This is a genomic window from Mesorhizobium sp. WSM4840 (genome assembly GCF_055811755.1).
On the sequence record NZ_JBVVQD010000002.1, the window covers coordinates 398,130 to 414,102 of the forward strand.

General features: G+C 62.7%; 14 protein-coding genes. 4 read left to right on the plus strand and 10 right to left on the minus strand.

Annotated features, from left to right (window positions below):
* Positions 1-28: 28 nt before the first annotated feature.
* The 3 genes from AC0L3I_RS05320 (at position 29) to AC0L3I_RS05330 (ending at position 2,909) form a co-directional block, all read left to right on the plus strand.
* On the plus strand, positions 29-1,030 hold the full coding sequence (locus AC0L3I_RS05320) for an Ldh family oxidoreductase (protein WP_473526187.1): 1,002 nt from the start codon (positions 29-31) through the stop codon (positions 1,028-1,030).
* A 334-nt stretch (positions 1,031-1,364) separates the two neighbouring features.
* Positions 1,365-1,817: a DoxX family protein gene (locus AC0L3I_RS05325; RefSeq protein WP_473526188.1), complete on the plus strand. Its 453-nt coding sequence runs from the start codon at positions 1,365-1,367 to the stop codon at positions 1,815-1,817.
* A 117-nt stretch (positions 1,818-1,934) separates the two neighbouring features.
* Complete coding sequence (locus AC0L3I_RS05330; RefSeq protein ID WP_473526189.1) at positions 1,935-2,909, plus strand: complex I NDUFA9 subunit family protein; 975 nt, start codon at positions 1,935-1,937, stop codon at positions 2,907-2,909.
* Positions 2,910-2,921: 12 nt separating this feature from the next.
* Here the strand turns inward: AC0L3I_RS05330 and AC0L3I_RS05335 are convergent, their stop codons facing one another.
* Positions 2,922-4,295 (minus strand): cytochrome P450, encoded by a 1,374-nt coding sequence (locus AC0L3I_RS05335; RefSeq protein ID WP_473484258.1) that lies wholly within the window; start codon positions 4,293-4,295, stop codon positions 2,922-2,924.
* A gap of 181 nt (positions 4,296-4,476) precedes the next feature.
* Positions 4,477-4,620: a hypothetical protein gene (locus tag AC0L3I_RS05340; RefSeq protein ID WP_473484260.1), complete on the minus strand. Its 144-nt coding sequence runs from the start codon at positions 4,618-4,620 to the stop codon at positions 4,477-4,479.
* Here AC0L3I_RS05340 and gyrB point away from each other — a divergent pair.
* The gene (gyrB, locus tag AC0L3I_RS05345; protein ID WP_473526190.1) at positions 4,619-7,090 is read left to right on the plus strand and encodes a DNA topoisomerase (ATP-hydrolyzing) subunit B; all 2,472 of its coding nucleotides are present in this window, start codon (positions 4,619-4,621) and stop codon (positions 7,088-7,090) included. The two genes, AC0L3I_RS05340 and gyrB, sit on opposite strands and share 2 nt — an antisense overlap.
* Before the next feature lie 60 nt (positions 7,091-7,150).
* Here gyrB and AC0L3I_RS05350 read toward each other — a convergent pair whose 3' ends face one another.
* The 8 genes from AC0L3I_RS05350 to AC0L3I_RS05385 form a co-directional block, all read right to left on the minus strand.
* Positions 7,151-8,662 carry a hypothetical protein gene (locus AC0L3I_RS05350; RefSeq protein WP_473526191.1) on the minus strand — a complete coding sequence of 504 codons (1,512 nt, stop codon included), beginning with the start codon at positions 8,660-8,662 and terminating at the stop codon, positions 7,151-7,153.
* A gap of 173 nt (positions 8,663-8,835) precedes the next feature.
* Positions 8,836-10,233 (minus strand): NAD(P)(+) transhydrogenase (Re/Si-specific) subunit beta, encoded by a 1,398-nt coding sequence (locus AC0L3I_RS05355; protein WP_473526192.1) that lies wholly within the window; start codon positions 10,231-10,233, stop codon positions 8,836-8,838.
* 6 nt (positions 10,234-10,239) lie between these two features.
* Positions 10,240-10,665: a proton-translocating transhydrogenase family protein gene (locus tag AC0L3I_RS05360; protein WP_123146347.1), complete on the minus strand. Its 426-nt coding sequence runs from the start codon at positions 10,663-10,665 to the stop codon at positions 10,240-10,242.
* A complete protein-coding gene (locus AC0L3I_RS05365; RefSeq protein ID WP_473526193.1) occupies positions 10,665-11,921 on the minus strand; it encodes a Re/Si-specific NAD(P)(+) transhydrogenase subunit alpha in 1,257 nt (418 codons plus the stop codon). The genes AC0L3I_RS05360 and AC0L3I_RS05365 overlap by 1 nt, the downstream gene beginning before the upstream one ends.
* A gap of 85 nt (positions 11,922-12,006) precedes the next feature.
* Positions 12,007-12,231: an aa3-type cytochrome c oxidase subunit IV gene (locus AC0L3I_RS05370; RefSeq protein WP_123146345.1), complete on the minus strand. Its 225-nt coding sequence runs from the start codon at positions 12,229-12,231 to the stop codon at positions 12,007-12,009.
* A 187-nt stretch (positions 12,232-12,418) separates the two neighbouring features.
* Positions 12,419-12,568: a DUF3096 domain-containing protein gene (locus tag AC0L3I_RS05375; protein ID WP_065006071.1), complete on the minus strand. Its 150-nt coding sequence runs from the start codon at positions 12,566-12,568 to the stop codon at positions 12,419-12,421.
* 130 nt (positions 12,569-12,698) lie between these two features.
* The gene (locus AC0L3I_RS05380; protein WP_473484273.1) at positions 12,699-13,469 is read right to left on the minus strand and encodes an N-acyl amino acid synthase FeeM domain-containing protein; all 771 of its coding nucleotides are present in this window, start codon (positions 13,467-13,469) and stop codon (positions 12,699-12,701) included.
* Positions 13,470-13,624: 155 nt separating this feature from the next.
* On the minus strand, positions 13,625-15,934 hold the full coding sequence (locus AC0L3I_RS05385) for a putative bifunctional diguanylate cyclase/phosphodiesterase (RefSeq protein ID WP_473526194.1): 2,310 nt from the start codon (positions 15,932-15,934) through the stop codon (positions 13,625-13,627).
* Positions 15,935-15,973 lie beyond the last annotated feature (39 nt).

The following is a 15,973-nucleotide window of genomic DNA, read 5'->3' on the forward strand; positions in this document are numbered from 1 at the left end:
ACTCCCCTACTCCCCTAGGATCGCTACAATGCAACTCAGTCTCGACCAGGCGACAGGGCTGTGCAGGATGGCGGCGCTCGGCGCCGGCGCCAATGAAGAAGCGGCGCGGTCGCTCGCAGCTTCCATCGTAGCGGCCGAGGCGGAAGGTCTGTCGACGGTCGGACTGTCGCATTTCATCGACTATCTCGAAGCGCTGGAGGCCGGCCGCATCGACGGCAAAGCCGAGCCGGTCATCACCAGGCCGGCTTTGGCGATCTATCTCTCCGATGCGCGCGGCGGTCTGGCGCATACCGGTTTCGACCGCACGATCGACGATCTCGCCAAGGCGGCGCGCCTGTTCGGCGTTGCCATCTTTTCGCAGAAGAACGCCTATACATGCGGCGCGCTCGGCTATTTCACCGGGCGGCTGGCCGCGCAGGGACTGGTGTCCTTCGCCGCGACCAATGGACCGGCCGTGCTTGCCGGCTCGGGCTCGGTCAAGCCGGTCTACTGTACCAACCCAATGTCCTTCGCCGCGCCCGCCGCTGACGGAGCGCCGCTGGTGATCGACCAGTCGTCGAGCGCCACTGCCTTCGTCAACATCCGCAAGGCGGCCGAGGACGGCAAGAAAATTCCAGAAGGCTGGGCACTGGACGCGAGCGGCAACCCGACCACCGATCCCGCCGCTGCCATGAAAGGCGCGATGCTTGCCTTCGGCGGCCAGCGCGGTGCCAACATCGCACTGATGGTCGAAGTGCTGGCGGCGGGCCTGTCGGGCGCCAACTGGTCGCTCGATGCGCCATGGTTTAGCGGCGGACCGGACAGTCCCGGAACCGGCCTCTTCGTTCTGGCCGTCGAGCCCAAGCTGCTCGATCCGGATTTCGAGAAACGCATGAAGGACCAGCTCGACCGGTTGCGCCGCCGCTACGGCGTGCATGTGCCCGGCCGTGCCCGAGCCGAAGCGGCGGAGAAAGCGGCGGCGCGGGGCATAACGGCGCCCAAGGCCGTGGTGCAGCGCATTTCCGAATTCGCGGCCCGGTATTCTTCCTAAAAAGTTTGTCTGCGATTTTTTTCGCCGTCGTTGAACCTTTTTGCGTGGTGCCGCGACCAATGCCTGTCCGGGGTGGGGTTTGCCCGGGCGGTGACATCCGGTCGCCAGGGCTGGGGCGGGCGTCTCACGCCGTCCTGATACCGTCTCAGGTCAGGCCGCCTCGTCGGACCCTGACTCCGACCATGGAAGTCACCCAGAAAACCCCGCTTCGGCGGGGTTTTCTGCGTTCTCTCGCATCTGGTCAGTTAACATGCCTGTTTTGGTCAACTTTTGTTCATTTGACTTTGAGCGAGGTGGTCGGGTGTTTGCGCAGAGCAGCAAAAAAGGAGCCCCAATGTCCGCAAGCACCGACAATTCCAGCAGAAGCCTTTTCGTCCCAGCCCTTGGCGGCCTCTATGAGGCGTTGCACACCGCCTCCGAAACCATCCTGCGTGCCGTGGCCGGCATCTTCCTCACTATCCATGGCTCGCATAAGATCACCGAACCTTTCGGCGCCGCCGAGATGGTCGAAGGCCTCGGCTTCTATCCGGGCGCATTTTGGTCCCTGCTCTTGGCATGCACCGAGTTCTTCGGCGGCATTTTCATCGCCATCGGCCTTTTGACCCGCCCGGCGGCCTTCGCCGGAATGTTCGTGCTTCTGGTCACGGTCTGGTTCCACTGGGTCACCATGGGCGAGGGCTTTTCGGGCGCCGAAAAATCGCTGCTGTGGGCGGCGATCCTATTCTTCTTCGTCATTCGCGGCGGCAACCGCCAATCGGTCGACGCACGCATCGGCAGGGCCTTCTGACGCGGTCAAACAAGGGCGTTGGCGACTTATCGTCGCCCTTTGCCTTTGGCGCGAAACCGACTATGAAACTGCTTCAGCCAAGCACCAGTAAATCTGGAAACTGCGCCGGAGCCAGCAATGACCGAAATCCTGCAGACCCCAAAGCTCGTCGTCGTGTTCGGCGGCTCCGGCTTTGTCGGCCGCCACGTTGTGCGGGCGCTGGCCAGGCGCGGCTATCGCATCAGGGTCGCCTGCCGCCGGCCCGATCTCGCCGGCCATCTGCAGCCGCTGGGCAATGTCGGCCAGATTCAGCCGGTGCAGGCCAATGTTCGCGTGCGTTGGTCGGTCGACCGCGCCGTGCAGGGCGCCGACCATGTCGTCAACCTGGTGGCCATCCTGCATGAGAGCGGTCGGCAGAAATTCACCTCCGTCCACGAGTTCGGCGCACGCGCGGTCGCCGAAGCGGCGCGCGCCGTCGGCGCCGGCCTCACCCATATCTCGGCGCTGGGCGCCGATCTGAACGCGCAATCGGACTATGCACGCACCAAGGCGCTCGGTGAAAAAGCGGTCCTGGAAACGATTAGCGGTACCGTCATCTTGCGGCCATCGATCAATTTCGGGCCGGAGGACAGCTTCTTCAACCGCTTCGCCAGCATGGCGCGCTATTCGCCGGTCCTGCCGCTGATCGGCGGCGGGCAGACCAAATTCCAGCCGGTCTACGTCGGCGACGTCGCCGAGGCGGTGGCGCGCTCGGTCGACGGCAAAGTCCAGGGCGGTCGGATCTACGAGCTTGGCGGACCGCAGGTGCTGACCTTCAAGGAATGCATGCAGGAAATGCTTGCCATGATCGACCGCGAGCGGCTTCTGGTGTCGGTACCGTGGTGGGTGGCCAACATGCAGGCATCGATTCTCGGGCTTTTGCCCAATCCGCTGCTGACCAAGGATCAGGTCCTGCAGCTGCGCGAGCACAACATCGTATCGGAAGCGGCCATCAGGGAAAATAGGACGCTCGCCGGCCTCGGCATCCAACCGCAGTCGATCGGCAGCATCCTGCCGAGCTATCTCTGGCGCTACCGCGCCGCGGGCCAGTTCCAGCGAAAGACGGCGGCCTAGCCAATCAGACGCTCACTGAAGGCGTCGCGTAACCTGCATCGGCAGGCCGCCCCGCGGTTGCGTCGTCAGTTTCTGCACCGGCCACGGTTTGGTCTCGGCGGTGGTGTCGAAGCGGAAACGTGACAGCATGATGGCCAGCGCGATGATCGCCTCCTGCATGGCAAAGCTGGCGCCGATGCAGACGCGAGGGCCGGCGCCGAACGGCAAATACTGGAAGCGGTCGATTTTTTCGCGATTTCCCGGATGAAAGCGTTCCGGCATGAAGGCGTCAGGCCGGTCCCACAGCTTGCGGTGGCGATGGACAACCCAGGGCATGACCAGCACCGCGGCGCGCCTCGGTATATAGAGGCCGTTCCAGGTTTCGGGCTCGATCGGCTCGCGGTTGATCGACGGCGCCGGCGGGTAGAGCCTAAGCGCCTCGTCGAAGGCGGCGCGGGTGAACGGCATGGCGTCGAGCCACTTTGTCGGGTCGGGTTCTCGCGCCAGCACGGCGTCGATCTCGCGCTCGATCTTTTCGCGCTCCCAAGGCGCTTCGGCCAGGCAGTAGAGCGTCCAGCCAAGTGCCCGCGCCGTGGTCTCGTGACCGGCGCCGATGAAGGTGATGATGTTGTCCTCGACCTCGGCGCGTGTCAGCCCGTCCGGTCCCTCCGCCTTGAGCAAAAGCGTGAGAAAATCCTGCGGCACCTTGTCCGGATCGCGCTTGAGCCGCTCTTCGCGCATCTTGACTGTGTCGGTTACGATCTTGCGGAAATAAGCCATGGTCTTGCGGCCGCGGATGCGGGTCAGGCGCGGCAGCCAGTCGGGCGCCCGCAACAGGTCGAGCGGATCAACCCGGCCCATGGTCTCGAACAGTCGGTCGATCTCCTTGGCGAAGCTGCCCGGCTCGCCTGATATCTCGCCGGAAAACAGCGTCTCGGCCAAGATATCAAAAGTAAGCAGCGTCATGTCGTGGGCGATGTCCGACGTGCCGCCGCCCTCATAGCGCGTGACGAACTCCCGCGTGCGCCTCAGCATCGGCTCGGCAAAACCAAATATGTGGCGCGGCGTGAACACCGGCGCCATCGCCTTGCGCGAGCGCCTCCAGACCTCACCCTCGGCGGTCAGCAGGCCGTCGCGCAGGATCGGCCGCAGGATCATCTGGCGCACCGTCGCCATCTTGTAATTTTTGGCATTGTCGACCAGCACGTGGCGAATGAGGCCGGGGTCGTTGGCGATGACCAGCGGCCCGCCGATGCCGGTCACCGATATCCAGGGCTGGTTGTAGGTCGGCTCGCCCCACAGTTCGAGCGGGTTGCGATAGACGATGCGGATCATCTCGAGCGTCGACGGCGGCGACGTACGCGGCTTCGGCGCCGGCGGGACGAAGGGGGCGGGCTGACTGTCCATGGCGTGCTCCGCTGGTCACCTCAATGTAGTGGCTGGCAAGGCAAGCGTCCATGTCGCCGGCTCTCCGGAATGTGACCGGGCACTGGAAAGTGCCTGATCGTCGGAACAGGTCGGCCCTCTGTTGTTGCCGCCGCTCTGTTCCAAGTCCGGCTCCACTTTTTGGGTCCGATGCCCTGGCCGGTCAGGCGCGCTCTTCTTCCATTCGGAAATGCTTGCAAATCTTGGAAAAACCGCCTTTTGCACCTATATCTTGGACATCAAGGACGCGCGATTCGGAGCCGGTTTTTTGCGCTGGATGTGCGGCATCAATCAGACAGGTTTTCATGAGCGATCAGATCGACAACGCCAACGGCGCTGAGGCCGAGTACGGCGCCGATTCCATCAAAGTTTTGAAGGGGTTGGACGCCGTCCGCAAGCGGCCTGGCATGTATATCGGCGATACCGACGACGGCTCGGGCCTGCATCACATGGTCTACGAGGTCGTCGACAACGCCATCGACGAGGCGCTGGCCGGCCATGCCGACCTCGTCACCGTGACGCTCAACCCCGACGGTTCGGTGACGGTCATCGACAATGGCCGCGGCATTCCGACCGATATCCACACCGGCGAAGGCATCTCGGCGGCCGAAGTGATCATGACGCAGCTGCATGCCGGCGGCAAGTTCGACCAGAATTCCTACAAGGTGTCTGGCGGCCTGCACGGCGTCGGCGTCTCGGTGGTCAATGCGCTTTCGGCCTGGCTGAAGCTGAAGATCCGCCGTAACGGCCAGATCTACGAGATGAGCTTCACGCACGGCAATGCCGACGCGCCGCTAAGGGTCACCGGCACCTACGAACAGCGCAAGGTTGCCGGCACCTATGACGGACGCAGCGGCAGCGAGATCACGTTCTTTCCGTCGGCCGAAACGTTCACAATGGTCGAATTCGACTTCGGCACGCTGGAGCACCGGCTGCGCGAACTCGCCTTCCTGAATTCCGGAGTGCGCATCATTCTGACCGATGCCCGCCATGCCGACGTCGTGCGTCATGAGTTGCACTATGATGGCGGACTGGAGGAGTTCGTCAAATATCTCGACCGCGTCAAGAAACCGCTGATCGACAAGCCGATTGCGATCAAAGCCGAGCGCGACGGCATCACCGTCGAAGTCGCCATGTGGTGGAACGACAGCTACCACGAGAACGTGCTGGCCTTCACCAACAACATTCCGCAGCGCGACGGCGGCACGCATCTTGCCGGTTTCCGCGGCGCGCTGACGCGCCAGATAACCGGCTATGGCGAATCCTCGGGCCTCACCAAGAAGGAGAAGGTGGCGCTGATCGGCGACGATTGCCGCGAGGGGCTGACGGCGGTGTTGTCGGTCAAGGTTCCCGATCCGAAATTCTCGTCGCAGACCAAGGACAAGCTGGTCTCGTCCGAAGTTCGCCCGGTGGTGGAAGGGCTCGTCAACGAAGCGCTCGGCACCTGGCTCGAAGAGCACCCGACCGAGGGCAAGGTGGTCATCGACAAGGTCATCCAGGCGGCAGCGGCGCGCGAAGCCGCGCGCAAGGCGCGCGACATCACCCGCAAGAGCTCGCTCGGCGTCACCTCGCTGCCCGGCAAGCTGGCCGACTGTCAGGAACGCGATCCGGCGAAGTCCGAAATCTTCATCGTCGAGGGCGACAGCGCCGGCGGCTCGGCCAAGGGCGGCCGTTCGCGCCAGAACCAGGCCATACTTCCGCTGCGCGGCAAGATCCTCAATGTCGAGCGGGCCCGCTTCGATCGCATGCTCGGCTCCGACATGATAGGTACGCTGATCACCGCGCTCGGCACCTCGATCGGCAAGGACGAGTTCAACGCCGACAAATTGCGCTATCACAAGATCATCCTGATGACCGACGCCGACGTCGATGGCGCCCACATCCGCACCTTGCTGCTCACCTTCTTCTTCCGGCAGATGCCGGAACTGATCGAGCGCGGCCATCTCTATATCGCCCAGCCGCCGCTCTACAAGGTGACGCGCGGCAAGAGTTCGCAATACCTCAAGGACGAAAGCGCCTTCGAGGAATTCCTGATCGGCTCGGGGCTGGAGGAGGCGTCGCTTGCGCTCAGCACCGGCGAGGTGCGGGCCGGACAGGACCTGCGCAGCGCCATCGACGATGCGCTGGCGGTGCGCCAGCTCATCAACGGGCTGCACACGCGCTATAACCGGGGCGTGGTCGAGCAGGCGGCGATCGCCGGCGCACTCAACCCTGAGTTGTTCGCCGATCTCGGCCGGGCCAACGCCATGGCTGAGCGTGTCGCCCGGCGCCTCGACATCATTGCCGAGGACACCGAACGCGGCTGGACCGGCCGCATGTCGACCTCGAACGAAGGCATCGGCGGCTATGTGTTCGAGCGCACAGTGCGCAGCGTCAAGGAGTTCGCGCATCTCGATCTCGCGCTGATCAATTCGGCCGACGCCCGCCAGCTCGACCGCTATGCGCCGCGCCTCGCGGAAGTCTATGGCGAGCCGCCGCTGCTGCGCCGCAAGGATGTGTCGGAAACCATCTCGGGACCGCTGGCGCTGCTCAACGCTGTGTTTGCCACCGGTCGCAAGGGCCTGACCATGCAGCGCTACAAGGGCCTCGGCGAGATGAACGCCGAACAGCTCTGGGAAACCACGCTCGACCCGAATGTGCGCTCGCTGCTGCAGGTCAAGGTCACCGATGCCACCGATGCGGACAGTCTATTCTCACGGCTGATGGGCGACGAAGTTGAGCCTAGACGCGAGTTCATCCAGGACAATGCGCTGTCGGTCGCCAATCTGGATATCTGAGGCCCAATCAATCAGGGTATTTGAGGTGTTGGCGTGCTCCCGGCGCGCGTTTTTTATGCTTCAGGCAGTTTCTGTGCGGCCTATCGTCGGCACCGCCTGACTTGACTCCAGTTTGCGACCGAGGTCGACGGCGTCGCGCAGCACGCCAATATGCGAACGCGGCGGCGTGCCGGCGGCTGCGGCGACCTCGACGCCGGTCGTCTTCAGCGACCAGTAGAGCGTGTGCGTGAAGATGCGGCCAAGCGAACCGCGCAGCTCGACCTGGATGTTGTCCACGCCGGGGCCGAAATTTTCCGCCATCGGCCCGGAGATCGGGTCGCCCGTCAGCCAGCCATTGCCCCTGTCGAAGATGTTGGTCCAACGCGTCGCGGCAAACACTGCACCATGATGCACCGCTCGCTGTGGCTTGCCCGAACGGCTGCGCCCTTCCTGATAGAGGACGGTTCCACCGGCCGCCGTCTCGGCAATCGGCGGACATGCCGAGAACAGCCGCTCAGCGATGCCGCGCCTGAATTCGGCGAGGTTGTAGGTCACCAGAAATTCGCTGTGGGTCAGCGGACTGCCGAGCGTGACGAAATCGCTGATCTTCCATGGCAATGGATGATCGGCGTCCCTGGTGCGAAGCTGCCGATAGAGCTCCCATTGGGCGCGGCGGAATCCGGAAAAATCATCCAAGCCGTCGGGCCACGCAGAACCATCGGCGTGGAGCGTGGCCTCGTCGACGGCGCGGATCGCTTTCAGTCTCGCCTTGTCGCGGACGGCTTCCAGCTTTCGAGGCCTGAAATCGGCCCACAATATCTGCAGCAGATCGTAGGCGATGATTGATCCCAGGCTGTGTGAGACCAGCACGATCCGATCATAGCCATCATCCATCATGAGACGCCTCAGCAGCGTCAGGCCGCGCTCGCGGACAAGCGCGCGCTTCTCGACCGTTGCCGCTTCAGCACGTACATAGGCGGCCACGTCGCCGAAATAAGGCAGGCCAAACCGGTCCACTGACCAGATGACGAACGAGGCCAGGATCGTGACGAGCGTACCCGTGGTCCAGGAAATATACCCTTGCCATGCCGACGTCGCGAGCAGGAGCGCTGCGCACAAGACTATTGTGACGGCCAGAAGCGTGACGACATAAAGCCCCCGGGCATCGCGCGGGATGTCGGCGGGCTTGCGCCAAAGCAGATTCGTTACCCAGGCCGCAAGCCGGCCCCGCGTTGTGCCCTGCGTAATGTCGGCCCAGTAAAGCTCGTAGAAGTCGGTGCGGCGGCCATCGATATCGTAAGGGGTGGTGATCCGGCGAAGCTCGTGCGAGTTCGTCCGGCTGTCAGGCGTGATCCAGCTCTGGTTGATCTTCTCGCCGTCGGGGTCGGCCGGATCAGTGACACGGGCATAAAACGGCGCGCGGGCGGGATCATGACTCCAGACAGCCTGAACAAATTCCCTCAGCGTGCCCATGGGCCGCTGTTCGCCCATGCCATGCACGATCACCACGGCCTGGCTGAGCTTGCGCGGCGCCTTTCCGGAGGCCGGCGGACTGGTCCTGGCCGGCGACGCAACAGGATGAGGGTCGGACACCAGTGCCTCCGTTGGTGACAAATCCCGGAACAGAATTTGCCCATCGTAGCTCTGAACCCGGGGTGAGAGCAAAGACGCTCCAGGCCGGATGCTCAGGGCCAAGAAAAAGCCCGGCGCGGAGCCAGACTTTTGGTTTCGAGCAACTGGCGGTGTACCGGCGCCGCTAACCCGGATCAGTGGTCCAAGGCTTTGACGATCTCTTCGGTCATCTTCTTGGCGTCGCCGAGCAGCATCATGGTACCGTCCTTGTAGAACAGCGTGTTGTCGATGCCGGCATAGCCGGAGCCGAGCGAGCGCTTGACGAACAGGCAGGTGCGGGCCTTGTCGACATCGAGGATCGGCATGCCGAAAATAGGGGAGCTCTTGTCGTCCCGCGCGGACGGGTTGGTGACGTCGTTGGCACCGATGACATAGGCGACGTCGGCCTGCGCGAATTCGGAGTTGATGTCCTCGAGCTCGAACACTTCGTCGTAAGGCACGTTGGCTTCGGCCAAGAGCACGTTCATGTGGCCGGGCATGCGGCCGGCGACCGGATGAATGGCGTATTTGACGTCGACGCCGGCGGCCTTGAGCTTGTCGGCCATCTCGCGCAGCGCGTGCTGTGCCTGGGCGACCGCCATGCCGTAGCCTGGCACGATGATGACTTTCTGCGCGTTCATCATCAGATAGGCGGCATCGTCGGCCGAACCCTGCTTGACCGTGCGCTCGATGCCGTCGTCGGCGGTGGCGAAAGTCTCGCCGCCGAAGCCGCCGAGGATGACCGAGATGAATGACCGGTTCATGCCCTTGCACATGATGTAGGACAGGATCGCGCCGGACGAGCCGACCAGCGCGCCGGTGATGATCAACGCCAGATTGCCGAGCGTGAAGCCGAGTGCCGCAGCCGCCCAACCCGAATAGGAATTCAACATCGAGACGACCACCGGCATGTCGGCCCCGCCGATCGGGATGATGAGCAGGACGCCAAGGACAAGCGATGCCGCAACGATCAGCCAGAACACCAGCTTGGACTCGGTGGTGACCAGCAGCACGATCAGCACGATCAGCGCGATGCCGAGGGCCGCGTTGATGAAGTGACGGCCGCCGATCATGATCGGCTTGCCCGACATGCGGCCATCGAGCTTGAGGAAGGCGACGACCGAGCCGGTGAAGGTGATGGCGCCGATGGCGACGCCGAGGCTCATCTCGATCAGCGCCTGGGCGTGGATGTCGGCTGCCGTGCCGATGCCGAAACTTTCCGGCGCATAGACGGCGGCAGCCGCCACCATGACGGCGGCAAGGCCGACGAGCGAGTGGAAGGCGGCGACCAGCTGCGGCATCGAGGTCATGGCGATGCGCCGTGCGGTGACCGCGCCCACCGAGCCGCCGATCAGCAGACCGAGCACGATGAGGCCAAAGCCTCCCGCCGAAGGGGTCGCCAGCGCCAGCGTGGTGACAATGGCGATGCCCATGCCGATCATGCCGTACATGTTGCCCTGGCGGCTGGTGGTCGGGTGCGACAGGCCGCGCAACGCCAGGATGAACAGGATGCCGGAGACCAGATAGAGGAAGGAGGCGAAGTTGGCGTTCATGTCGCTCTACCTGTCCTTCTTCTTGTACATGGCCAGCATGCGCTGGGTGACGAGAAAGCCGCCGAAGATATTGACCGAGACCAGCATCAGCGCGACGAAACCGAAGCCGGTGGCGATGCCGGACGCCGAGATGCCGACGGCAAGCAGCGCGCCGACGACAATGACCGAGGAAATGGCGTTGGTGACGGCCATCAGCGGCGTATGCAGCGCCGGCGTCACCGACCAGACGACGTAATAGCCAACGAAGATCGCCAAGACGAAAATAGCGAAGCGGAAGACAAACGGATCGATCGCCCCGCCGGACAGCGCGTGCGCGGCGTCGGCTGCCGCATCGGTGCCGCCTGGAGCGGTGGCCAGATCCTGCACCGCGAGCCGGACGGCGGCGGTCGCCTGGTCGAGCTGGTCGAGGGCTTTCTGCAAGGTCTGGTCCATCACGCGATCCCTTTCGGCTTGGCAGCGGCAGGTCTCTTGAGTGCGGCAGCTTTCTTTGGCGCAGTCGGTTTCTTCGCGGCAACGGGCTTCGCAAGTTCAGCCGAGGCGATCATCACCGCCGGCTTGCCGGCGAAGGCCGGATGCACGACCTGGCCGCCATCGGTCAGCATCGTCGCCTTGACCAGATCGTCATCGCGGTTGATGGCCAGCGTCTTCGTGGTCTTGTCGACCAGCGTCTCGAGGAACGCAAAGAGGTTCCTGGCATAGAGCAGCGAGGCGGAGGCCGCGACGCGGCCCGGCACGTTGAGATGGCCGACGATTTTTACCCCGTTGGCCGTGGTCACCACCTGCCCGGGCACAGCGCCTTCGACATTGCCGCCGCGTTCGACCGCGAGATCGACGATCACCGAGCCCGGCTTCATCGAGGCGACCATCGCGGCCGAAACCAGCTTCGGCGCCGGACGGCCAGGAATCAGCGCCGTGGTGATGACAATGTCCTGCTTGGCGATGTGCTCGGCGGTCAGAGCAGCTTGCTTGGCCTGGTATTCCCTAGACATTTCCTTGGCGTAGCCGCCAGCCGTCTCGGCCGCCTTGAACTCCTCATCCTCGACCGCCAGGAACTTTGCGCCCAGCGAGGCAACCTGTTCCTTGGCAGCGGGGCGCACATCGGTGGCAGTGACTACAGCGCCAAGACGTCTTGCCGTCGCAATTGCCTGCAGGCCGGCGACGCCGACGCCCATGATGAAGGCTTTCGCCGCCGGCACCGTGCCCGCGGCCGTCATCATCATCGGCAGCGCTCGGTCATATTCGGCAGCCGCGTCGATCACTGCCTGATAGCCGGCGAGGTTCGCCTGGCTGGACAGGACATCCATGGATTGGGCGCGCGTGATGCGCGGCATGAACTCCATCGAGAAGGCGGTGACGCCGGCCGTTGCCAGAGCATCGACGGCAGCATCGTTGCCATAGGGATCCATGATGGCGATGACGGCAGTGCCCGGGCGATAGGCCTTCAGCTCCGCCTCATCAGGCCGGCGAACCTTCAGCACCACATCGGCCTTGGCGACATCGCCGACCTTACCGATCACAGCGCCGGTCTTGGCGAACTCCTCGTCGGGAATGCGCGATGCCGTGCCAGCGCCGCTTTCGATGATCACGGCGAACCCCAGCCCCGCCAGCCGCTTCACCGTGTCGGGCGAGGCAGCAACGCGCGGCTCGTTCGCATCGAGCTCACGAGGGATGAAAACCGTCTGTCCCACCGCATGATCCTTTCGGCTGGAACCTGTCTGCGCAGGACGCCGGCCGGATTTCCGGCGATGTCACGGGCAAGGGGTTTTGAAGAATTTACCGGAGAATGAAAGCGCCGACGGCGAGGATCAGTGCGAACAGGACAAATCCCGAGAAGAAGCCGCCCGCAAAGAAGCCGAAAGCCATTGCCAGAAGCACGGCGAGGCAAAAGAGCGATCCGTATTTCGCCAGCCTGAGGAATCCGGCATAGGTGCGGTCGTGCTCGGCATAGTCCATCTTCGCGCCCAGTTCGACAGGACCGGTCGGCGAGTGATCAGCCATAGGAATACCCCTTCGAAGACATCTTTCAGGCACATAGCGAAAAGCCGAGCCGAGGGCAATGGCGCTATTGCCGCATCGCCGGAAACGACAGCCTCAAAGGAAAGTTGAAGCCGCCTGATGCAGGAGGATATTCCGGAGGCGAGCGTGGCTGCCGCCTTGCGCTTCCTTGCGGCTGAGGCTTGTCACATCAGCCGGCGAGCTGCGGGAACAGCCCAAGCAGGCCGACGACGATCAGATAGAGCGCGACGATGTAGTTGAGGAGCCGCGGCATCACCAGGATCAGCACGCCGGCAATCAGCGAGATCAGCGGAGTGAGTGCGAGCGTGGAAATGGTCATGTCAGGTTCCTCTCGATAGAAATTGCCGCCGAAGCGATGCAGATTGACGTCGTCCGCGCGCCACCGGCGCGTCTTCCAGAACGCCGAAGCGACCTGAAAGCTCCAAGGCCGCGATGCACAATTGCCAATGTCAGGCGGCTTCGCGAAAATATTTGGCGGTCGGCAGGATGGTCAGCGGCGCGAGTTCACCAGCACTAGGTGTCTCAAACAGCATGCGTTGCTCCATCGGCGTCGACCGAAAGAAGGGGAAACGCTGGAGTACCCGCTCCAAATTGATCTCGTAGTTCGCGTCATAGAGTACCACGGGAACGGTGAATGGAGGATAGTCTCTCGGTTGCCCCACTTGCACGGCACCGAAAATCCGCTGGTAGAAAGCCGTGTGTTCCTTGCGGATCACGCCGAGACAGGCAGTCACGTGGAAGCGGATGCTGGCAATAAGTGCTAGCCGCAACGTAACGTAAGGCAGGGCACGATGCATCGATATGAAGTCCGGGTCGGCTGCCAGAAGCGTCGGATTGATGAAGGTTTCGCCGCGAAGCAGGCGCGGATGAAGCAGATCGCCGAATCTGGTCATTGCGGGCGCGTAAGGTTCGCTCGGTGTCAGATGATGAATACGGAGCGTACACACAAGGGAATTGTCGACGAAGACACCAAAGCGATAACAGTTCGGCGTGTAGTCGAGCGCATCCGTCATCATCTGGTCGCTGGATTCAGGCAGAAAGCCGTTCAGCCGGTAAGCCTTGTAGCGAAGCCGGTAAATCGCCTCCATGTCTTCACCGCTTTCGCAACGTCTGTATTCCACGCGCTCAAGAAGGGTCGAAACATTGCGCGAGAAGGAAGACATCCCGCTGAGGTCGGTCGGTCGGTCATCCACATGAACAACGCCTTCGGATACCGCCACAATACAATTCCCTTCTGCCATCTTCACTGCAAACCTATCGTGTGCGGTCGCGGCATAAAAGGTGAAAATCCAATCGACGTCGTTTACCTAATATTAACCTTAACTTGCCGCCGCGCGGCAGGTCTGGTCGAGTTGGTCGAAAATGAAGCGCGGAATCAGCTAAGCGCACGTTTGCCCGCAGGCTTTTTATCGATGGCGAATGGCCAGACCGTGGTAGCCATCGTTCCGATGCCGGACGCTGTCAGCGCTGAACCAAACAAAAAGCCCTGGACCATATCCGGTTTGATAGAATGCGTCAGAATCTTGAGCTGCTCGTAAGTCTCAACGCCCTCGATAGTTACGTTGAGACCGAGAACCCTGATCAGTTCGACCACGCCCTTCAACAGCGCGAGCGAACTCGGGTTCTGGGTGACGTCCATCAGGAACGAGCGGTCAATCTTGACCTTGTCGAGCGGCAGCTTGTGGAGATAGCTCAAGCTCGAATAGCCTGTGCCGAAGTCGTCTAGCGCAATGCGCACGCCAAGCCGTTTCAACTCCTCGATATACTCACGCGTCAGCGATTTGTCGTCGAGAAGCGCGGTCTCGGTGACTTCGATTTCCAGGCGGCCGGCGGCGAGGCCGGAACCGGCGAGCGCCTCACGGACTTTCTGGACGATGCCACTGCTGCGGAAATCCTTGGCCGAAAGGTTGACCGAGACGCTGGTCGGGTCGGGCCATTTGACGCATTCGGCGCATGCCGCCTGCAGGACAAAGGTGCTGATCTCGGAAATGATGCCCATTTCTTCGGCCAGCGGAATGAAGATGCTGGGCGAGATCGGTCCGAGATCGGGGTGATCCCAACGACACAGCGCCTCGCAACTGGCGATCCGCATCGTGCTCATCGCGACGATCGGCTGATAGACCACCCGCAACCCCTTGCTTTCCACCGCAGTGCGCAGATCCGCCTTCATCAGCTGACGGTCGCGAAATGCCGCATCCATCGATGCCTGGAATAACCGCCAAGTGTTCTTGCCGAGTTCCTTGGCCTTGTATAGCGCGAGGTCCGCCTTGACGATCATGGCGGCGACATCGGTGTCCCTGACCCGCGACAGCACCGCGCCACCGCTGGCCTGGATGCGCAGTCCATGACCGGCGACGTCGACCTCGCCCTGCAGGTCAATGAAAATCTCGTCGATTTGGCTGATCAGATGGGTCTCGTCCTCGACGCGGTCGAAGAAGATCATGAACTCGTCGCCACCGAAACGGCTGACGGTGATGCCTGGTACGGCGACCGCCGCCAGCCGTTCAGCGACGGCGTAGATCAATCCATCGCCGACCGGGTGGCCAAGCGTGTCGTTGACGCTCTTGAAATCGTCGAGGTCGAGCACGGCGAGCCCGCAGAGACGCTCGAGGTCGCCGGATGCCATCGCCTCTCCGATCAGCTCTTGGAAATAGGCGCGGTTGGGCAGGCCGGTGAGGCTGTCATAACGCGCCATGAAGCGGATCTTGTCTTCCGCCTCGACGCGGGCCGTCACATCCTCGAAGGTGATGACACCCAGTTCCTGGCTGCCTTCGCGCGCCGAGAACTCATAGTGCTGACCGTTCGCAAGCGAGACGAGAACCTTGCGATCGCGGCCCTCGCGCAGGGCGCGCGTAAGCTGGGCTTCGATGTAGCGGCAGTCCTTCGGCGCCAGCATGCCGCCGGCAACGCCGCGCATCAGCAGACCGTGGATCGATCGCCCGAGCAGCGCGTCGGGCGACTTGAGCGACATCAGATGCGCGGCTTCGGCATTGGCCACCGCTACCCGGCCGTCGGGGCCGAGCATGACAAGGCCATGCGACATGGTGTTCAGGGCGCGATTGAAGCGCTGGGCGATGCGGTTCGCCTTCTTTTCTTCGCTGATTGCTGTAAACAGCACCTTTCGCACAAGATGCGCCATCTTGTTGATGGTGAACATGAACGGGATGACAAAGAGGCCCAGAATGACGTTGTAGACGTCGCCCTTCAGCATCAGGCCGACCGCAATCGGCGCGACCACGGACACGGACAGGATGGCGACCATCCTGCGGGAGCCGAAATTGCGGCCGGCGATGGTGATGGTGCTTGCCAACACCAGCGACACCGCTGCAATCTCGCCAAACAGGTCCGGAACCACGTAGAGGCATACGAACGCGAAAAGTCCGACCGCCGACCCATGAATCGTCCCGGCAACAATGTAGTAGCGTTCCCAGGAAAGCGCGGATTCGTAGGTGACGATGGTGTCGGGACTGACCCTCCGGATCGCAAGATAACGGCCGATACTAGCGGCAACCATCAGGATGGCGAGCGCGAGATAGATTGCCGCAGACGTTTTCCAATACACGAGCAGGCCCATAGCGCCTTGCGTGAAGGCGCCAACGAGCAAGATGCCTGCGTCGCGAAACAGCGAGCGAACGAAGCCAACGTATACGTCCTCGGATATGTCGTCGGGTCGATCTATGTTCATGACCTTGCGGGTGTCGCGCGAACCGCAGTCATGTCATAA

Excerpts from the sequence above, each read along its gene's own strand:
- AC0L3I_RS05325 (WP_473526188.1), top strand. The coding sequence starts at position 1,365 with ATGTCCGCAAGCACCGACAATTCCAGCAGAAGCCTTTTCGTCCCAGCC.
- AC0L3I_RS05320 (WP_473526187.1), top strand. The coding sequence starts at position 29 with ATGCAACTCAGTCTCGACCAGGCGACAGGGCTGTGCAGGATGGCGGCG.
- AC0L3I_RS05370 (WP_123146345.1), bottom strand. The coding sequence starts at position 12,231 with ATGGCTGATCACTCGCCGACCGGTCCTGTCGAACTGGGCGCGAAGATG.
- AC0L3I_RS05385 (WP_473526194.1), bottom strand. The coding sequence starts at position 15,934 with ATGAACATAGATCGACCCGACGACATATCCGAGGACGTATACGTTGGC.
- AC0L3I_RS05375 (WP_065006071.1), bottom strand. The coding sequence starts at position 12,568 with ATGACCATTTCCACGCTCGCACTCACTCCGCTGATCTCGCTGATTGCC.
- AC0L3I_RS05340 (WP_473484260.1), bottom strand. The coding sequence starts at position 4,620 with ATGAAAACCTGTCTGATTGATGCCGCACATCCAGCGCAAAAAACCGGC.
- AC0L3I_RS05360 (WP_123146347.1), bottom strand. The coding sequence starts at position 10,665 with ATGGACCAGACCTTGCAGAAAGCCCTCGACCAGCTCGACCAGGCGACC.
- AC0L3I_RS05335 (WP_473484258.1), bottom strand. The coding sequence starts at position 4,295 with ATGGACAGTCAGCCCGCCCCCTTCGTCCCGCCGGCGCCGAAGCCGCGT.
- gyrB (WP_473526190.1), top strand. The coding sequence starts at position 4,619 with ATGAGCGATCAGATCGACAACGCCAACGGCGCTGAGGCCGAGTACGGC.
- AC0L3I_RS05330 (WP_473526189.1), top strand. The coding sequence starts at position 1,935 with ATGACCGAAATCCTGCAGACCCCAAAGCTCGTCGTCGTGTTCGGCGGC.
- AC0L3I_RS05355 (WP_473526192.1), bottom strand. The coding sequence starts at position 10,233 with ATGAACGCCAACTTCGCCTCCTTCCTCTATCTGGTCTCCGGCATCCTG.